This window comes from Streptomyces enissocaesilis (assembly GCF_039533765.1).
GTDB classification, from domain to species: domain Bacteria; phylum Actinomycetota; class Actinomycetes; order Streptomycetales; family Streptomycetaceae; genus Streptomyces; species Streptomyces enissocaesilis.
Map to the genome: position 1 here is coordinate 1 of NZ_BAAAUD010000012.1, position 16,886 is coordinate 16,886.

Below are 16,886 nucleotides of genomic sequence, written 5' to 3' on the forward strand. Positions count from 1 at the left end.
GGCCGGGTGTCAGTCCTTGATCTCGCAGATGACGGCGCCGGAGGTCAGGGAGGCGCCGATCTCGACGGCCAGGCCCTTGACGGTGCCGGAGCGGTGGGCGTTGAGGGGCTGTTCCATCTTCATGGCCTCCAGGACGACGACGAGGTCGCCCTCGTTGACCTGCTGGCCCTCCTCGACCGCGATCTTGACGATGGTGCCCTGCATCGGGGAGGCCAGGGTGTCGCCGGAGGCGGCCGGGCCGGACTTCTTCGCCGCCCGGCGCTTGGGCTTGGCCCCGGCCGCCAGCCCGGTGCGGGCCAGGCTCATGCCCAGACTGGAGGGCAGGGAGACCTCCAGGCGCTTGCCGCCGACCTCGACGACGATCGTCTCGCGCCCGGACTCGTCCTCCTCGGCGTCCGCGCCCGGCACGGTGTAGGCCGGGATCTCGTTGACGAACTCGGTCTCGATCCACCGGGTGTGCACCGTGAACGGGTCGGAGGTGAACGCCGGGTCGGCGACGACCGCGCGGTGGAAGGGCAGGGCGGTGGCCATGCCCTCCACCTGGAACTCCGCCAGCGCGCGGGCGGCGCGCTGCAGCGCCTGCTCGCGGGTGGCGCCGGTGACGATCAGCTTGGCCAGCAGCGAGTCCCAGGCCGGGCCGATCACCGAGCCGGTCTCGACGCCGGCGTCCAGGCGCACGCCGGGGCCCGAGGGCGGGGCGAACGCGGTCACCGTGCCGGGGGCCGGGAGGAAGCCGCGGCCCGGGTCCTCGCCGTTGATGCGGAACTCCAAGGAGTGCCCGCGCACGGCCGGGTCGTCGTATCCCAGCTTCTCGCCGTCGGCGATGCGGAACATCTCACGGACCAGGTCGATGCCGGTGACCTCCTCGGAGACCGGGTGCTCGACCTGCAGACGGGTGTTGACCTCCAAAAAGGAGATCGTGCCGTCGGCGGCGACGAGGAACTCGACGGTGCCCGCGCCGATGTAGCCGGCCTCCCTGAGGATGGCCTTGGACGCGCGGTAGAGCTCGGCGTTCTGCGCCGGGGACAGGAAGGGCGCCGGGGCCTCCTCCACCAGCTTCTGGTGGCGGCGCTGCAACGAGCAGTCACGGGTGGAGACCACCACCACGTTGCCGTGCGCGTCGGCCAGGCACTGGGTCTCGACGTGGCGGGGCCGGTCGAGGTAGCGCTCGACGAAGCACTCGCCGCGCCCGAAGGCGGCGACCGCCTCACGGACGGCGGAGTCGTAGAGCTCGGGGACCTCTTCGAGGGTACGGGCGACCTTCAGACCACGCCCGCCACCACCGAACGCCGCCTTGATCGCGATCGGCAGCCCGTGCTCCCGGGCGAAGGCGACGACCTCCTCGGCACCGGAGACCGGGTCCGCGGTGCCCGCCACCAGCGGAGCGCCGGCACGCTGGGCGATGTGACGGGCGGCGACCTTGTCCCCCAGATCCCGGATCGCCTGCGGCGGCGGACCGATCCAGGTCAGCCCGGCATCGAGCACCGCCTGGGCGAACTCCGCGTTCTCCGACAAGAACCCGTAACCCGGGTGCACCGCGTCGGCCCCCGAGTCCTTCGCGGCCGCGAGCACCTTGGCCATGTCCAGATAACTGGCGGCCGGAGTGTCACCGCCCAGAGCGAACGCCTCGTCCGCCGCACGGACATGCACCGCGTCCCGGTCCGGATCGGCGTAGACGGCCACGCTCGCGATCCCGGCATCCCGGCAGGCCCGAGCAACGCGGACAGCGATTTCGCCACGATTGGCGATGAGCACCTTGCGCACGATGGCTCCCTCCTTGAAACAAGCTGAGTTTAGGGACTGCCGACACGGCCCTACGACCCGTCCCCAATGGTGAGCTTGCCCACACGGAGCGTGATGCGAGGCTCGCGCGATTCGCGAATTCCCTTGTCGCACCACGGTACGACGGGTTCCTTCACCGCACAGTAGTCGTCCGGTGTGGCACAGGTCTCTGTCCGGGCGGTCAGCGGCGCGGCAGCTTTCTTTGTGGAGTCCCTACGAATGGCCGAATGATTCTTTGCCCGGGGGTCGGCCGCGCCGGACCCCTTGTACGGAGGTTTACCCGTTAGTAGCGTTTGGCCGTCGCGCACGTAACCAGAGGTAACAGCCGGAAGAGGGTGGGGCGCCATGGCGCGCAGACCGACAGCTGCCGTGGCCGCGGCCGTGCTGTTCGTCGAGGCCGTCGGGATCGTGGGCGTCCATTGGATCCTCGGCAGGATCGTCGACAGCCAGTCGATGTCCCTGGACGGTCTGGACTCCGACGTCATGGCCGCCTCGACGTGGGTGATGGGCGGGGTCTTCGGTCTCTACCTGGTGGTGTGCGGCGTCTTCCTGCTGCGCGCCGCGCTGACGGACCGGGCGCCGGGCCGCCTCGGCCGGGCCCTGCTCATCGCGTGCGCGGTGGTGCACGGGGTGCTCGGGGCGCTGGCGGTCGGGCTGGTCGGCTGGACCGCGTTCGTGGCGATGATGGCCGTGCTCGCCCTGATCGTGCTGTCGCTCGTCGCGTACGGCGGGCGGGGCGGGCGGGGCGATGCCACGGGCGTCGCGGACGAGCCGCCTGCCGGGCCGGAGAGCGGAACCCCGGCGCCGGTCTGACGGACCGGCCGCGGCACGGGGAGCGGCCGCGGGGCTCAGAGGAACGCGAGCCGGGCACCGAGGGCTGCGAACGCGCCCGCGAAGACCCTGCGCAACCAGGTCAGGACCCGGGGGCGCGAGAGGACGTGGTGGCGCATGGCGGCGGCGGACCTTCCGTAGGCGGCGAAGACCAGGAAGGTGAGCAGCATGAACACGGCGCTCGACTCGACCATGCGCACCAGTGCGTTCGGCTCGCCCGTGCCCACGAACTGAGGCAGGAAGGCGAAGAAGAAGATCGTGAGCTTCGGGTTGAGGAGGTTGATGAGGACGCCGGACGTGATCACCTTCACCGCCGAGCGGGGCGCGGTCTCCTCCTCCGCCGTGAGGGCGTTCTTGTCCCTCAGCGTGCTCCATGCCATGGAGAGGAGATAGGCGACTCCGAGGTACTTGAGGATCTGGAACGCCGCCGCGCTGGTGTGCAGCAGTGCCGCGAGCCCCGTGATCGCCGCCACCATGTGCGGAACGATGCCGAGCGTGCACCCGACGGCGGCGACGGTACTCGCGCGGGCGCCGCGTGAGAGGCCGGCCGTCACCGTGTAGAGCGCGCCGGTACCGGGGGTGGCGACGACGATCAGCGACGTCAGCAGGAATTCGGTGTTCATGCGCTCACCCTGGCGGCACTATGGCCCGGTGAACAGGCCCAATGGGGAAGCGCCCGACCGGTCCATAACTCCGGCTCCTGCCCCGGCTCCGGACGTACCGCCGGTGTCCGGGTCGGACTTCCTCCAGCTGAACGCCGGTGACGCGCCGGCCGGCGGGCTGTCGGACTGGCTGGCCCGCAGACTCCGGGAGGCCATATCGGAGGGCAGCCTTCCGGTGGGGAGCCGACTGCCGGCCACGCGGGTGCTCGCCGGCGAACTGCGCGTATCGCGTGGCGTGGTGACGGAGGCTTACCAGCGCCTGACCGAGGACGGACACGTCGCGGGACGGGGACGGGGCGGAACGGTGGTCGTGGCGGCCCCGCCCGCCGCTGCCCCCGACCCCGTCCCGGTGTCGGTCCCTGCTCCTGCTGCCGCTGCCGCTGCCGCTGCCGGTTCGCCGGTGGGCGCGCTGTTCGCCGTGTCACCCTCCGGCCCGGACGTCTTCGACGCGCTGCGCGCGGCACCGGCCCGCATCGACCTGTCACCGGGCGTGCCCGACCTGGCCGCGTTTCCGCGAACGGCGTGGCTGCGCGCGGAGCGCTCCGTACTCAAGGACCTCTCGGCGTCCGACCTCGGGTACGGGGATCCGCGCGGCGCACCGGAGCTGCGACGCGCCGTGGCGAACTGGCTGGCCCGCAACCGCGGGATCAGGGCGGACGCCGGCGAGGTCCTCATCACCTCCGGCACCGCCCAGGCGCTCGGGCTGCTGGCGCAGGTGCTCGGGGCCGACGGGATCCACGCGATGGCGGTGGAGGATCCCGGTTCGCTCGGCACCCGCCAGCATCTGCGCAACTGGCGGATGGAGACCCCGCCGGTCGCGGTCGACGCCGAAGGGGTGCGGGTCGACGAGCTGCGCGCCACCGGTGCGCGGGCGGTCCTGCTGACCCCGGCCCATCAGTTTCCGACCGGGGTGGTGCTCGGAGGCGTACGGCGCCGGGAGCTGATGCGGTGGGCGGGGGAGGGCGGCCTGATCGTCGAGGACGACTACGACGCCGAGCACCGTTACGACCGGCCGCCGGTGCCCGCCCTGCGTTCGGTCCTGGCGGAGCACGTCTGTTATGCCGGGAGCGTGTCCAAGCTGCTCGCGCCCGCGCTGCGGATGGGGTGGATGCTGGCGCCGCCGAAGTACCGGGAGGCGCTGGTGGACGCCAAGCGGTTCGCCGACCTCGGCAGCCCGGTGCTGCCGCAGCTGGTGCTGGCGCGGCTGATGCAATCGGGCGGGATGGAACGCCAGTTGCGCCTTCTGCGCAGGCGGCACCGGACCCGCCGGGACGCGATGATCGCTGCGATCGGGGAGCACCTGCCCGGGGCGGTGGTGCACGGTGCGGCGGCGGGCCTGCACCTCGTGGTCACCTTCGCGGGCCCGGGGTCCGCCGGCCGAGGGCCGACCGGCACCGACACCGGCCTCGCGGCCGCGGCGCTCGCGCGCGGCGTCAAGGTGCAGCCGCTGTCGTGGCACCGGCAGCGCCCGGGCCGCCCCGGACTCGTCCTGGGTTACGCCGCGACGCCGCCGGGCGGGATCGCGGAGGGGATCGCGCTGCTGGGCGGCGTCATGCCCACAGGCCGGTGATCGGCGTACCGAGGTCGGCGAGGAGGCGGCGCAGCAACGGCAGCGACAGGCCGATGACATTGCCGGGGTCGCCGTCGATGCCGTCGACGAACGGGGCCGAGCGGCCGTCGAGGGTGAAGGCGCCGGCGACGTGGAGGGGCTCGCCGGTCGCGACGTACGCGGCGATCTCGGCGTCGGTCGGCTCCCCGAAGCGGACGGTCGTGGACGCGGTGGCGGAGACACGGCGGCCGGTGGCGGTGTCGATCACGCAGTGGCCGGTCCGGAGGATGCCGGAGCGACCCCGCATGGACTTCCAGCGGGCGGCGGCGTCCTCGGCGTCGGCGGGCTTGCCGAGGGCCAGGCCGTCCAGTTCCAGTACGGAGTCGCAGCCGATGACGAGGGCGTCGGCGGCCTCGGGACGGGCGGCGACGGACGCGGCCTTCGCCTCCGCGAGTACGAGCGCCAGCTCGCCGGGCGTGGGCGCGGTGATCGCGTCCTCGTCGACACCGCTGACGATCACCTCGGGGGCGAGCCCGGCCTGGCGGAGGAGTCCGAGGCGGGCGGGGGAGGCGGAGGCGAGGACGAGGCGGCGGCGCGGATCGGTCATGCGGTTCATCGTAGGGCGCCGGCCCGGCGTGCATCCGGCGGGTCGGGTCAGTGGACGCCCAGTACGAACATCGCCACCACCATCGCCAGGGCGAGCAGCACGCCCGCGCGCCGGAGCATCGCCTGCATCTCACGCAGCTCTTTCGGAGGCTCGTTCTCCGGGTCGGACCACAGCATGCCTTCGATCCTGAGGCCGGCACGGCTCCGCCGCCTGAGTACCTGTACTCAGGCGGGCCAGTACCAATGGACTAATTCCGGGTGGACGTTCCGGCCCTCGCCGCCGCCAGGGCCGCCCCCGCCGCCAGGGCCGCCCCGCCGCCAGGGCCGCCCCGCCGCGNCGGATCTCCTCATGGCTGGTCCGGAAGCTGGATGTCAGCTTGTTCCGGGCACTCATCAGGATCAAGGCGTCATGGTCCAGACTTCGGTGAACTTCCTTCACAGCTCCTGCAGTTCCGCGTAGCGGGTGAGGGGCCTACGAGCGGAATGTCAGGGGAAGGTCAGAGCTTCGGCCGGGTCACGGGGCCCATGGCGCCCCGTGACCCCCCAGGACACCGTTTACGGGTGTCCGAGACGGAAGCCGACCCCCCTGACCGTGATGATCCAGTCACTGGAACCGAGCTTGTTGCGCAGACTGCTCACATGGGTGTCGATGGTCCGGCCCGGCCGCGACCAGGAGTCGTCCCACACCTGGACCATGAGCTGTCTTCGGGAGATGACGGCCTCCGGCTGAGAGGCCAGCAGGTGCAGCAGGTCGAACTCCTTGCGGGTCACCTCGATGTGCCGCCCGTCGAGCCGGACCTCGCGCGTTCGTGCGTCGATGCGCAGCGACCCACGCGTGATGACCTGCTCCATGGGCTGCTGCGGCCGGGCCCTGCGCATGACCGCTTCCATCCTGGCCATCAGCTCACGGAAACCGTACGGCTTGGCCAGGTAGTCGTCCGAGCCCGCCTGCAGACCCAGCACCCGGTCGAGTTCGGTGTCCCGGGCGGTGACCACGATGATCGGCGTGTCACACGTGGCCCGGATGCTCCGGCAGATCTCCAGTCCGTCCAGGTCGGGCAGTTCGAGATCGAGGAGGACCAGATCGGAGCTGCGGTGCACCTGCAGCGCCTTGGCGCCGGTGGCCACGCTCTCGGCTTGATAACCGTGTCGGCGCAGCCCCTGGACCAGGGCTTCGGCGGTGCGCGGCTCGTTCTCCACGACAAGGACCCGCACGGCTTTTCGCCGAGGACGGACCCCCGCCTCCGCGGGCGGCGCATGGGTGGGCAGTGGAACTAATCGATCTTCATGATTCCGGTCAAGTATGTGAGGTTCGAGTGTGCCAGTGGACTGCTGTGTCATCTGCCGCTCCTGCACATCCGCGCGATGGGCGCATCACCAGTAGACCCTTCCGCCGCGAAGATACAAACCGGTACGCCGGTTTGTCAAAGTTTAAAAGTACGGAGACACTCCCCCACCCGCCCCGCCCTCACCCGACCAGCCTCTCGCACACTCCTGTAATAACAAGGTAAGTAAAGCGCAAGTTTCCCGCGTTGACGCCTGTTTGACCCCCGGACCCGAGGAGGGAGCCCATGGCCGCCCCCCTCTGTTGCCACAGAGCGTAACCACCGGTATACAAACCACGTAGTTGGTTTTATAGTTGCCGCAGTGCCATCTCCCCTCCCTTTCCCCGAGGCCGCCAGGCCGCAGAAGTAGTCCCAGGACTGGAGCCCTCCGTGACCAGACAGGAACGGGGCGCCCGCACCCGCCATGCCCTGATCCGCTCGGCGGCCAAGCTGTTCGAGCGTCATGGATACGAACGAACGCGCCTGGCCGAGATCAGCTCGGACGCGGGTGTGAGCCCCGGCGCGCTGCACTTCCATTTCAGGAACAAGGCGGCCGTGGCCGACGCGGTCGTGACCTCGGCCTCACACGCCCTCCACCGTGCGGCGTGCAGGGCCTCGCGGGACCGGCCGAACGCACTCCAGGCACTCACCGACATCTCGCACACCTTCGCCTTCCTCCTGAGCCGGGACGTGGTGGTGCGAGCCGGCTTCCAGCTCGGCTACGACACCGTCCGGCCTCCCGGCCCGAACCTCCGGCAGGAATGGAGGGAGTGCGTGGAGCGGCTGCTGGCCCAGGCCCTGGACGAGGGCGTCCTCGCCGAGGGAGTGGCCCTGAAGCCGTTGACCGCGGCCGTGGTGGCGGCGACCACCGGCTTCGAAGTGCTGGGCAGGGGGGAGGAGGAGTGGCTGTCGCGCCCTTCGCTCACCGGGTTCTGGCAGCTGCTCCTGCCCCGGGTGGCCACCCCCCGGGCACTGAGCACGCTGAGCCCCGACGGCGCGGACTTCGTGATCGACAAGTCACTGCTCATCCCGGAGGAGTTCGTGCCGGAGACCGGCCCGCCACCGCACGGCCGCCGCTGTCGCACCGCGCCTTCAGGGGCGTAGGGTCACCTTGCCCGTGGTGCGACGGGCCAGCAGATCCTCGTGCGCCCGACGCGCCTCGGCCAGCGGGTACTCGGCGCCGGTGACGGGCCGCAGGCGCCCCTGGGCGGTCAGCGAGAGCAGTTCCTTGAGCGGCTCGGTGAAGCCGCCGGGACGGGCCAGGGCGGGGCGCAGCCAGAAGCCGACGACTCCCGCGTTGAGGCGGCTGAGCCGCGCGGGGTCGACGGGGGTGAACGGGGTGCGGGAGGCGTTTCCGTAGGTCACCAGGCGGCCGGAATCGGCGAGGGAGTCGAGAGCCCGGTCGAAGAGCCGGCCGCCCGTCGCGTCAAGAATCACGTCGGCGGGCTCGTCCAGCGGGTACTCGGCCACATCGTCGGCGCCCAGCGCCAGGGCGAGCTCCCGCTTGGCGGGGGTGGAGGCCATGGCCCGTACCCGCCGGGCGCCGAACTGCTTGGCCAGTTGTACGGCGAGGCTGCCGACACCGCCGGCGGCGGCATGGACCACGACGCTCTCGCCGGGCAGCAGGCGGGCGGCGGTGCGCAGCAGGTGCCAGGCGGTCAGCCCCTGCATCAGCAGGGCCAGCGCCTGACCCGCGGGCAGGTCCTCGGGAATGTCGATCACCGACTCCGCGGCTGCCAGGGCGAGTTCTGCGTAGCCACCCGTCGTCCGGGCCAGGACCCGCCGCCCGTCCTGGGTCCTGCCGACCACCTCGCTGCCCGGTACGTACGGCAGCCGGTCCGGGCTCAGGTAGGAGCCGTCGACCTGGTGGGTGTCGGCGAAATTGACACCGGCCGCCTCGACGGCGATCAGCAACTCGCCCCGGCCGGGGGACGGTTCGGGCAGATCGCGGAGGGTCAGTACCTCCGGGCCGCCGAAGCGGTCGAACTGGATAGCGCGCATGGTGCGTGAACACCGTCCGGCCGGACCGGTATTCCCCTGCGTGACGCCGCAGACCGTTAACCCGCCTGGTGCGAACTCGTCAACATCGGGCTGGAAGACTGCACGGCATGATCGGAAAAGGTCAACTCCTGCAAGACAAAGTCATATTCATTACGGGAGCGAGCAGCGGCATCGGTGCCGCTGCCGCCTCCGTCTTCGCCCGGGAGGGAGCGGCGGTCGTACTCGCGGCGCGCCGGAAGGAGAGGCTCTCGGCCGTCGTGGCCGAACTGGACGACAAGGGATTCGATGCTTCCTACGTGGTGACCGACCTGACCCGCGCGCAGGACGTACGCGAGGCGGTCGATTTCGTGGTGGAACGCCACGGCCGGCTCGACGGCGCCTTCAACAACGCCGGTATCGGCGGGGACCAGGCACCACTGCACCGGATGGAGGACGACGTCTACGACTCCATCATCGACACCAACGTCCGTGGGGTGTGGAACTGCCTGCGGGCCGAGATCAACGCCATGCTGGGCAACGGCGGCGGCTCGATCGTGAACAACAGCAGTGTCGGGGGCCTGGTGGCCATACCGGCGGCCGCCCCCTATGTGGCCTCCAAGCACGCGGTGGTCGGTTTCACCCGGGCCGCGGCCGACGAGTACGCACGCCAGGGGATCAGGGTCAACGCCGTGGCACCGGGGTCGACCCGGAGCGAGATCACGGCCGACTGGTACGACCGCAATCCCGGCCTGGAGGACTCGATCCACGCGATCACCCCCCAGGGGCGCACCGCGGCCCCGGAAGAGATCGCCGAGGCGGCGGCCTGGCTGCTCAGCGACCGGGCGTCGTACGTCACCGGCGTCGTCATGCCGGTGGACGGCGGCTTCGTCAACCGCTGACCCCACGGGAGCGGGGACGCCCCGGCGGAACGGGGCGTCCTCACCGGGCCGGTCTAGGTCTCGGAGGCAAGAGTGACGCTGAACGCGGTGCTGCCGTACTGCACGCCGGTGACCTCGACCCGTGTGACACCGTCGCCCGCCGGAGGGACGACGGCCGCCTCGATCCAGCACGGGACGTCGAACTCGATGTAACGGGCGTACGCACTGGTCACCTCGACCGGACAGAACACCGTCGGCCCGGTGAGGACCTGTGCGGCCTGGCACGCCGCCTCGATCAGGACCAACCCGGGAACGTGGTCCACGGGGTGGTCGTACAGGGCCACGTTGCCGACGTCCGTACGCAGTTGCCACCGCCCGGTCCGGCCGGCGGGCGCGAGGACCACGTCGGACGCGTGGTCGCGCCCGACGGTGTGCGCGGCCACGGGCTCGGGAACGGGGCCTTCCCCCCAGGCGACGTGCAGGTGCTCGCCGCGCAGCCGGCGGTAGACCGCGGGGGCTATCCAGCTGAAGTCGACCACCGACTCCCCGACCGGGCGCCCCGCGTGCAGCAGGGTCAGCTCGACCCGCATCGAGCGATGGCCCGTACTCCGGCAGAACACGTCGACGGTCAGGTCGACCGGCTCGTCCCGGGGAACGCGGTAGTCCCGGGCGAGGGAGAAGTCCAGGCGCTCCATCAGCGTCTGGTGCGCCAGCGGAACCGATCGCTCGGCATGGGCGACGACCAGGCAGCTCTGCCGGATGGTCTGCGTGACCAACAAGGGTTCGCACGGCCCGCCCGCTGCCGCGGGCCATCGCGCGGTCACCGTGTACCGGTCGGAACCGCGCGAGGACCAGCCGGTGAGCAGGACGGCCTCCTCCCGGTGCAGATGCACGTACTTCTTGAGGGCGTCGATTCCCTCGTACCGATCCACCTGGTCGTCATCCGCAAGTAAACTGCTGGACATGTTTCCCCCTCGAAAGACCGCCGAAACCTTCTGTTCGAGTTAAGATACCGACCCATCGGTTCTTTTTTGAGCGTTTGATTATTTCCATGGGGAGCCCAGGCGTGGCGCAACAGGAGCGGGCGATCCGAACCCGCAGGGTCATCTTGGAGGCCGCTGCCGCCGTCTTCGACGAGCTGGGCTACGAAGCCGCGACCATCTCGGAGATCCTGGAGCGGGCCGGTGTGACCAAGGGCGCCTTCTACTTCCACTTCCGCTCCAAGGAGGACATGGCCCGGGGGGTGCTCGGCGAGGCGGTGACGACCGAGGGCGTCCTGCCCCAGGAGATCAAGCTCCAGGAAGTCCTGGACATGATGATGCTCATGGCCCACCGGCTGCCTCGGGAGCCCATGTTCAGCGCCGCGCTGCGCCTGGCGGTGGACCGGAACTCACGGAGCATGTTCGGGACGCGCTGGCCCGACTGGACCGATCTCCTGGCGTCGTTGCTGGGTGAGGCCAAGGCGCGGGGCGAGGTGCATCCGTACATCGAGGAGACGGGGACCGCCCGCCTGCTGCTGTCCGCCTGGACCGGCGTCCGCGTCGTGTCCGAGGGGCTGCCGGGCGAGTACGACCTGCCCACCGAGGTGGCCGCGCTGCTCCAGCTGATGCTGCCCAGCATCGCCGTGCCCACCGTCCTCCCCCGGCTGGAGATCTCCACGGACCGTGCCGCCCGGCTCTTCGCCATGAAGGACGAGGACGACATGGCGGGCAAGGGCGATCCGGAAGGCGTCGGCGGCACCCCCGTGAGTGCGGTGGCCCAGCACCCGTAGACGCCGGTGGCGGAGGCCCGCCACCGGCAGCGGGACCCGGCGGGCGACGCTCACCACCGGCCCGGGCGGCCCCTCACTCGGCCCGGGTGGCGGGGGCGGGGGAAGGGGCCGGCGCCGGGCTGCCGGGCTGGGGGCCGCTCGTGCCCGCCCGGCTGATCCACAGGGCGGTCAGGGCCAGCGCGGGGACGGTCGCCGCGATGAGGAACCCGGTGGTGGGCGAGGTCGCCTGGATCAGCGGGCCGATCAGCAGCGGGGAGGCGAACTGCCCGGCGAAGGTGGCCGTTCCCGACAGGGAGGTGGCCTGACCGCGTACGGCCGCGGGCACGCCCTCGCCGATCAGCACGGTGGTCACCGGGAAGAACACGCCCTGGCCGAGGCCGAACAGCAACGGTGCCAGGAACAGCAGGGGGGCGTTGGGTGCGACGGCGAGCAGCAGGAAGGCCGCCGTCCACAGCGCCAGCGACCCCCGCAGCAGCACGCTGTAGGCCAGGCGGGTGCGGAGCGAGGCGTACGCGAGGCCGATGAGGCTCATCGCGCCGGACATGCCCACGGTGTACAGGGAGACCAGCAGCGGATCCTCGACACCGGCCTCCGCCAGGCGCTGCGGGAGGAAGACCACGAGCGCGTACAGCAGCAGCGAGCCGCAGAACTGCAGTCCGTACCAGACGAGCAGGATGCGGTGCCGGCGCAGCATCTGCCACGCCCCGAGCCTCTTCTCGGCCGGGCGGCCGGTCCCCTTCGCGCGCTCGCGGGGCAGGAGCAGGGCGGTGGCGATCCCGAGGGGCACACCGATCAGATAGACCCCGAAGGGAAGGTGCCAGGAGATTCCCCCGACGCCTCCGGCCAGCAGCGGCCACAGCACCCCGCCCATACTGGTCGCCGTCCCGCGCCAGCCCATCGCACGGTCCTGCGCGGGCCCCTTGTAGAGGTTGAGCAGGGCCAGGGTGGTGCCCGAGAACACCAGGGCGGCTCCGGCGCCGAACGCGATCCGGCTGGCGATGAGCGCCGGGTAGGTCTCGGCGACCAAGCCGGTGCCGCCTGCCAGTCCGTACAGGACGAGTCCGCCCGCCAGCGGCAGCCGCACGCCCCAGCGGTCGAGCATCCAGCCGGCCAGCGGACTGGTCACGGCGATGGAGAGGCTGTGCGTGGTGATGATGAGGCCGGCCTCGGTGCCGCTGAGCTGGAGGTCGCCGCGGATGACCTGGATGACCGGCGCGAGGATGGATCCCGCCATCACGGTCAGGGTCGAGGCGAACAGCAGGAGCGGCAGCGTGCCGGGCCGGACCGGAACCGGTGCGGGTTCGGATTCGGGTGCGGGAGTGCTCACCGGGCGCCTTCCAGTACGGGGGCACCGACGCCGCCGGGGCTGCTCAGGCCGTGGTTGGTCAGGTGCAGGGTGCGGGTGTTGAAGGTCATGAAGGGCTGGATGAGACCGTCGACGAAGATCAGGAAGGCGAGGGTCCCGATGCCGACGGGGCCGCCCAGCAGCCAGCCGAGGGTGAGCAGGACGGTTTCGACGCCGACCTTGGCGGCCCAGAAGGGCACCTTCAGGCGCTGGTTGAGCGAGATGACGATCAGGTCCATGGCGCGGATGCCGGTACCGCTCATGATGATCAGGGCGGAACCGTAGGAGCACAGCAGGACCGCGACGACCAGGGACGGCACGGAGGCGAACCAGCCCAGGTCGGCCAGGAGCATCAGGTCGATGAGGCTGCCGCACAGGAGGAAGGTGACGAAGGGCATCACGACCGGGCGGCGGCGGTTCCACACGGACCAGATGACGATGCACACGGCCGCGATGAGCGCCTGGGCCAGGCCGATGGTCAGCGGGAAATGCTCCAGGATGCCGAGGGAGAGGACGTCCAGGGGGTCCACGCCGAGACCGGAGTGGATGAACAGGGTGGCACCGGAGGCGAAGACCAGGCACCCCGCGAGATAGAGCGCGTAGCTCTGGATGCGGTCGCGGAGGTTGACGCGCTGACGGGGCCGGACGTGGGCGGGGGTGCTGAGTAACTTCGACATGACGGGTTCCCAATCGCGACAGATGGACGCGGGCCGCCCTGGGAGCGGAAGGAAGGGTCGGACGGCCCGCGAGTGGTGGGGGTGATCAGGCGTTGACGAAGATCAGGTTGTTGCCCGCGGGGTCGCTGATCTCGAAACGCTCACCTGTCTTGTGCGGAACGACGCCGGTGGGGCGGAGGTCTTCCACGGCCGAGTGAGCGGCGGGGATGTCCACCTGCGTGAAGGCGAGGCTGATGGGCTGGTCGCCCTTCTGGATGATCAGCTCGCCGTCGTGGCCGGTGTCGAAGACCACGGAGACGCCGGGGTACTCCTCACGGATCTTCAGGCCGAGCCGGTCGCGGTAGAAGGCGACCATGGTGTCCAGATCCGTGCAGAAGATCTTGATGACCGTCAGCTTGCCGAACATGACGTCCTACCTCTCATGAACCCCCCTTCTCCAGGGGGCTGTTGATGTGTCGACGGGGCCGGACAGGCCCGGGGCGGAGACGGAAGACGCGGGGCCTCGCCGGATCTCCCCCGACAAGAAGGAAACTACACGGTGTAGTTCGAGAAGTAAACCGGGTAGGGCAAAAAGCGATCCACCACGGGCGGGCGCCGGGGCGCGGCGCGGGCGGGATCACCGGAGGGGGCGTCACGTAAACTAGCCGGTGTAGTTTCGTTCGATTCAGGCCGGCCTGCGCGATCCGAGGAGTGAGCCATCATGACGACCCCCGCCACCGCCACCCGAACAGGGCGCCCCGCGAAGCGGACCGCGATCGACTGCGCCGCCCGCGCCGTCTTCGGCCGCGAGGGCTACACCCGCGCCAGCGTGGACACCATCGCCGCCGAGGCCGGAGTCTCCAAACGCACCATCTACAACCACTACCAGGACAAGGAGCAGCTCCTGCTGAGCGTGCTCCAGGAGAGTACGCACGCGGTGGCGGCCCATCAGGAGGAGCTGATCGACCAGCACCTGACCGATCCGGCCGACCTGAGAACCGAGCTGATGGTGCTCGGCCGCACCCTGGCCGCCCCGCAGAGCGGCTTCGAGGGGCACTTCGCCCTGGTGCGGGTCATCTTCGCGGAAGCGCCACGGCTGCCCTCCGAGGTCATCGAGAGCTGGCGCACCGAGGGGCCGCGACGCACCCAGGCGCGGCTCGCCCAGCACTTCACCGCCCTCACGGCGGCCGGCCGGCTGCACACGGACGCCCCCCAGGACGCCGCCGCCCACTTCACCCAGCTGGTCATGTCCGAGGCGTACGAACGGTCCTTCCACGGCGCCCTCCCGCTGCCCCAGGGCGAGCTGGACGCACTGGTCGCCTCGGGAGTGGCCGCCTTTCTGCGGCTGTACGGAAGCGGGTCCTGATCCGCTCGCCAGAGGACAGGCCGGCCCTCCGAGCGCGCCCCCGCGACGGAGCGCGGCGGTGGGCGATCTTCGCCGACTGCCGCGCTCCGTCCGTCATTTCCGTACCCGGTGGCGGGGCCGCGCGTTCATTCGCGCCACGCCCTCACGACCGGTCCGACGCGGTCGGCGGAAGCGAAACGAGGAGGAGCGGGAGACTTTTTGCTCCGCACGGTGTAGTTTACTTTTGAGCCGGGGCGCCCGCCCCGCCGGCACTCGTCCGTCCCTTCCGGAGGTAGTCCATGACCACCCAGCCCCTGTCCCTCGCCATCATCATCGGCAGCGCGCGCGGCGGGCGCCTCGGCGACAAGGTCGGTCACTGGTTCGCCCAGCAGGCCCGGACCCGCGGCGACCTGACGGTCGATGTGATCGACGTTCTGGAACACCCGCTGCCGCTGTCCATGCCGGCGATGGGCGAGGAGCCGGCCGACCACGTGCGCCCGGTCAAGGACGCCCTGTCCCAGCGGCTGGCGGCGGCCGACGCCTTCGTCGTGGTCACCCCGGAGTACAACCACTCCTACCCCGCCTCGCTGAAGAACATCATCGACTGGCACCTGCAGGAGTGGGCCGCCAAGCCGGTCGGCCTCGTGTCCTACGGCGGCATGAGCGGCGGCCTGCGGGCCGCCGAACACCTGCGGCAGGTCTTCGCCGAGCTGCACGCCATGACGGTGCGCGAGATGGTCAGCCTGCACAACCCCTGGACCGCCTTCGTGGACGGCGAAGCGCCCCAGGGCGCGGACGCGGCGGCGAAGAAGCTGCTGGACCAGGTGGCCTGGTGGGGCAAGGCGCTGCGCACCGCGCGCACCGAACAGCCCTACGCCCTCTGAGCCCGCCCGCACCACGGTGCCGTCGGCACGGACAGCGTCGTGGGACCCGCACGGCTCCCACGACGCCAGGGCGGCACCGGCGCCCGTTCCCACCGCAGTCGGACGTCCGGAAGGTGAAGTTCCCATGCCGTCGATCAGCTACAGCGACGCGGTCAACGAAGCCCTGGAACAGCTGGACGACCTCGGGTACGAGCGCGGACAGGGTGTGGACCTGGCCAACCACGGCCCGATGGGCGCCGAGGCCCTGGCCCTGCTCGGGCAGGAGGACGAAGTCGCCCGGTGGGTACGGCGCTACCGGGCCGCGATGGAGCACCACGAGCCGCCCGCCGCGCGCTTCGCCCTGGACCCCGCGGACGAGTCCTCCTGGCGCCCCGCGCTCGGGAGCTTCGACCGGGCCGGGGACTGGGAGCACCTCTTCGTCCGCGAGCTGGCCGGGGCGCACTGGCGCGAGGTGCTGGTCCGCTGGTGGCCGCGTCTGCTCCCGGGCCTCTTCGCCGGTCTGACCCACGGCCTCATCCGCACCGCGCACGCGGTACGCGGCCTGTACGCCGCCGCCGGCGAGCCCACGCGGCTCCAGCTCCGCGAGCTGGCCCGCGGCCTGGCGTACTGGGCCGCCCGCTACACCGAGCTTCCCGGCCGCCCGCGGCTGCGCGGCTCCTACGACCTGCCCGCCGCGGTCGCCGCGCTGCCCCGCGTGGCGCAGGACGGCCCGATGGGACCGGGCACCGCCCGTCGGCGGCTGGACGGGCTCGACGGGCTGCCGGGCTACAACGAGTCGCTGGAGTGGCTGGCCCCGGAGCAGGCGCCCCGGCTGCTGAGCGAGATGACGGTCCAGTTCGCCGACGTCTTTCTCGGCCACCCCGAGGTCTACCCGGTCCCGCTGATCCACGGCGTCACCGCACCGGCCGCCGTACGCATCCTGCTCCCGCACCTGCCGCACGGGCTCCACGAGCCGACGCTGGCCCAGCTGTGGCAGGTGCACGCGGCGTTCCTGCTGGCCTTCACCACCGACCGGCGCGACGAGGGCACGGCGGCCTGGCGGTCGGAGGTCCCGGACCTGCCGCCGATGGACGAACTGGGCGCGCGGGCCGCCGAACACGGCGACGAGCACGTCATCAAGTTCACCGAGGCGTGCCTGCGCGAGTACGCCCTGCTGCCCGACCCCCGCTACCCGGCCGCCGCGTTCGCCGCGCAACGCCGCATCACCCGCCTGGACGCGGGCGGCGGTGCCGGGGGCGCGCGATCCGGCAGGCCCTCGCCCGCGTAGCGCTG

At 71.2% G+C, this 16,886-nt stretch carries 18 protein-coding genes; 8 read left to right on the forward strand and 10 right to left on the reverse strand.

Going from position 1 to position 16,886, the window contains the following annotated elements; translation table 11 throughout:
* Positions 1-9: 9 nt before the first annotated feature.
* The gene (locus tag ABD374_RS04380; protein WP_344490908.1) at positions 10-1,764 is read right to left on the reverse strand and encodes an acetyl/propionyl/methylcrotonyl-CoA carboxylase subunit alpha; all 1,755 of its coding nucleotides are present in this window, start codon (positions 1,762-1,764) and stop codon (positions 10-12) included.
* Positions 1,765-2,127: 363 nt separating this feature from the next.
* Between ABD374_RS04380 and ABD374_RS04385 the strand changes: the two genes are divergently transcribed.
* Positions 2,128-2,595 carry a hypothetical protein gene (locus ABD374_RS04385; protein ID WP_344490911.1) on the forward strand — a complete coding sequence of 156 codons (468 nt, stop codon included), beginning with the start codon at positions 2,128-2,130 and terminating at the stop codon, positions 2,593-2,595.
* A 35-nt stretch (positions 2,596-2,630) separates the two neighbouring features.
* Here the strand turns inward: ABD374_RS04385 and ABD374_RS04390 are convergent, their stop codons facing one another.
* Positions 2,631-3,236, reverse strand: a complete 606-nt coding sequence (locus ABD374_RS04390) for a LysE family translocator (RefSeq protein ID WP_344490914.1) — start codon at positions 3,234-3,236, stop codon at positions 2,631-2,633.
* On the opposite strand from ABD374_RS04390, the gene pdxR reads away from it, so the two are divergent.
* Positions 3,235-4,845, forward strand: a complete 1,611-nt coding sequence (gene pdxR, locus ABD374_RS04395) for a MocR-like pyridoxine biosynthesis transcription factor PdxR (protein ID WP_425577128.1) — start codon at positions 3,235-3,237, stop codon at positions 4,843-4,845. The two genes, ABD374_RS04390 and pdxR, sit on opposite strands and share 2 nt — an antisense overlap.
* On the opposite strand, the gene ABD374_RS04400 is transcribed toward pdxR, so the two are convergent.
* The 3 genes from ABD374_RS04400 to ABD374_RS04410 form a co-directional block, all read right to left on the reverse strand.
* On the reverse strand, positions 4,826-5,431 hold the full coding sequence (locus ABD374_RS04400) for a nucleoside triphosphate pyrophosphatase (protein WP_344490917.1): 606 nt from the start codon (positions 5,429-5,431) through the stop codon (positions 4,826-4,828). The two genes, pdxR and ABD374_RS04400, sit on opposite strands and share 20 nt — an antisense overlap.
* Positions 5,432-5,478: 47 nt before the next feature.
* Positions 5,479-5,607 carry a morphogenic membrane protein MmpB gene (gene mmpB, locus ABD374_RS04405; RefSeq protein WP_093799362.1) on the reverse strand — a complete coding sequence of 43 codons (129 nt, stop codon included), beginning with the start codon at positions 5,605-5,607 and terminating at the stop codon, positions 5,479-5,481.
* Positions 5,608-5,985: 378 nt separating this feature from the next.
* A complete protein-coding gene (locus ABD374_RS04410) occupies positions 5,986-6,771 on the reverse strand; it encodes a response regulator transcription factor (RefSeq protein WP_344490921.1) in 786 nt (261 codons plus the stop codon).
* A 374-nt stretch (positions 6,772-7,145) separates the two neighbouring features.
* On the opposite strand from ABD374_RS04410, the gene ABD374_RS04415 reads away from it, so the two are divergent.
* A complete protein-coding gene (locus tag ABD374_RS04415) occupies positions 7,146-7,859 on the forward strand; it encodes a ScbR family autoregulator-binding transcription factor (protein ID WP_344490924.1) in 714 nt (237 codons plus the stop codon).
* Here the strand turns inward: ABD374_RS04415 and ABD374_RS04420 are convergent.
* A complete protein-coding gene (locus ABD374_RS04420) occupies positions 7,848-8,756 on the reverse strand; it encodes a quinone oxidoreductase family protein (protein WP_344490927.1) in 909 nt (302 codons plus the stop codon). The two genes, ABD374_RS04415 and ABD374_RS04420, sit on opposite strands and share 12 nt — an antisense overlap.
* A gap of 107 nt (positions 8,757-8,863) precedes the next feature.
* Here ABD374_RS04420 and ABD374_RS04425 point away from each other — a divergent pair, with 107 nt between their 5' ends.
* A complete protein-coding gene (locus ABD374_RS04425; RefSeq protein WP_344490930.1) occupies positions 8,864-9,634 on the forward strand; it encodes an SDR family NAD(P)-dependent oxidoreductase in 771 nt (256 codons plus the stop codon).
* Positions 9,635-9,687: 53 nt separating this feature from the next.
* Here the strand turns inward: ABD374_RS04425 and ABD374_RS04430 are convergent, their stop codons facing one another.
* Entirely contained in the window at positions 9,688-10,578 is an 891-nt protein-coding gene (locus ABD374_RS04430) for a ScbA/BarX family gamma-butyrolactone biosynthesis protein (RefSeq protein WP_344490933.1), read from the reverse strand.
* Positions 10,579-10,679: 101 nt separating this feature from the next.
* On the opposite strand from ABD374_RS04430, the gene ABD374_RS04435 reads away from it, so the two are divergent.
* Positions 10,680-11,384 (forward strand): ScbR family autoregulator-binding transcription factor, encoded by a 705-nt coding sequence (locus tag ABD374_RS04435; RefSeq protein ID WP_344490936.1) that lies wholly within the window; start codon positions 10,680-10,682, stop codon positions 11,382-11,384.
* A gap of 73 nt (positions 11,385-11,457) precedes the next feature.
* Here ABD374_RS04435 and ABD374_RS04440 read toward each other — a convergent pair whose 3' ends face one another.
* From ABD374_RS04440 to ABD374_RS04450, 3 genes are all read right to left on the reverse strand, one after another.
* Positions 11,458-12,711 carry an MFS transporter gene (locus tag ABD374_RS04440; RefSeq protein ID WP_344490939.1) on the reverse strand — a complete coding sequence of 418 codons (1,254 nt, stop codon included), beginning with the start codon at positions 12,709-12,711 and terminating at the stop codon, positions 11,458-11,460.
* A complete protein-coding gene (locus ABD374_RS04445) occupies positions 12,708-13,406 on the reverse strand; it encodes a YczE/YyaS/YitT family protein (protein ID WP_344490942.1) in 699 nt (232 codons plus the stop codon). The genes ABD374_RS04440 and ABD374_RS04445 overlap by 4 nt, the downstream gene beginning before the upstream one ends.
* 85 nt (positions 13,407-13,491) lie before the next feature.
* Positions 13,492-13,812 (reverse strand): VOC family protein, encoded by a 321-nt coding sequence (locus ABD374_RS04450; RefSeq protein WP_344490945.1) that lies wholly within the window; start codon positions 13,810-13,812, stop codon positions 13,492-13,494.
* A 294-nt stretch (positions 13,813-14,106) separates the two neighbouring features.
* On the opposite strand from ABD374_RS04450, the gene ABD374_RS04455 reads away from it, so the two are divergent.
* The 3 genes from ABD374_RS04455 (at position 14,107) to ABD374_RS04465 (ending at position 16,881) form a co-directional block, all read left to right on the forward strand.
* Positions 14,107-14,751: a TetR/AcrR family transcriptional regulator gene (locus ABD374_RS04455; protein ID WP_344490948.1), complete on the forward strand. Its 645-nt coding sequence runs from the start codon at positions 14,107-14,109 to the stop codon at positions 14,749-14,751.
* 278 nt (positions 14,752-15,029) lie between these two features.
* On the forward strand, positions 15,030-15,614 hold the full coding sequence (locus ABD374_RS04460) for an NADPH-dependent FMN reductase (protein WP_344490951.1): 585 nt from the start codon (positions 15,030-15,032) through the stop codon (positions 15,612-15,614).
* Between the two features lie 124 nt (positions 15,615-15,738).
* Positions 15,739-16,881, forward strand: a complete 1,143-nt coding sequence (locus ABD374_RS04465) for a questin oxidase family protein (protein ID WP_344490954.1) — start codon at positions 15,739-15,741, stop codon at positions 16,879-16,881.
* The last annotated feature ends 5 nt before the right edge of the window (positions 16,882-16,886 follow it).

Bases quoted from the DNA above. Each gene is read 5' to 3' on its own strand.
- ABD374_RS04430 (WP_344490933.1), bottom strand. From the start codon at position 10,578: ATGTCCAGCAGTTTACTTGCGGATGACGACCAGGTGGATCGGTACGAG.
- ABD374_RS04400 (WP_344490917.1), bottom strand. From the start codon at position 5,431: ATGACCGATCCGCGCCGCCGCCTCGTCCTCGCCTCCGCCTCCCCCGCC.
- ABD374_RS04460 (WP_344490951.1), top strand. From the start codon at position 15,030: ATGACCACCCAGCCCCTGTCCCTCGCCATCATCATCGGCAGCGCGCGC.
- ABD374_RS04385 (WP_344490911.1), top strand. From the start codon at position 2,128: ATGGCGCGCAGACCGACAGCTGCCGTGGCCGCGGCCGTGCTGTTCGTC.
- ABD374_RS04425 (WP_344490930.1), top strand. From the start codon at position 8,864: ATGATCGGAAAAGGTCAACTCCTGCAAGACAAAGTCATATTCATTACG.
- ABD374_RS04465 (WP_344490954.1), top strand. From the start codon at position 15,739: ATGCCGTCGATCAGCTACAGCGACGCGGTCAACGAAGCCCTGGAACAG.
- mmpB (WP_093799362.1), bottom strand. From the start codon at position 5,607: ATGCTGTGGTCCGACCCGGAGAACGAGCCTCCGAAAGAGCTGCGTGAG.
- ABD374_RS04450 (WP_344490945.1), bottom strand. From the start codon at position 13,812: ATGTTCGGCAAGCTGACGGTCATCAAGATCTTCTGCACGGATCTGGAC.
- ABD374_RS04420 (WP_344490927.1), bottom strand. From the start codon at position 8,756: ATGCGCGCTATCCAGTTCGACCGCTTCGGCGGCCCGGAGGTACTGACC.
- pdxR (WP_425577128.1), top strand. From the start codon at position 3,235: ATGCGCTCACCCTGGCGGCACTATGGCCCGGTGAACAGGCCCAATGGG.
- ABD374_RS04410 (WP_344490921.1), bottom strand. From the start codon at position 6,771: ATGACACAGCAGTCCACTGGCACACTCGAACCTCACATACTTGACCGG.
- ABD374_RS04455 (WP_344490948.1), top strand. From the start codon at position 14,107: ATGACGACCCCCGCCACCGCCACCCGAACAGGGCGCCCCGCGAAGCGG.
- ABD374_RS04445 (WP_344490942.1), bottom strand. From the start codon at position 13,406: ATGTCGAAGTTACTCAGCACCCCCGCCCACGTCCGGCCCCGTCAGCGC.
- ABD374_RS04390 (WP_344490914.1), bottom strand. From the start codon at position 3,236: ATGAACACCGAATTCCTGCTGACGTCGCTGATCGTCGTCGCCACCCCC.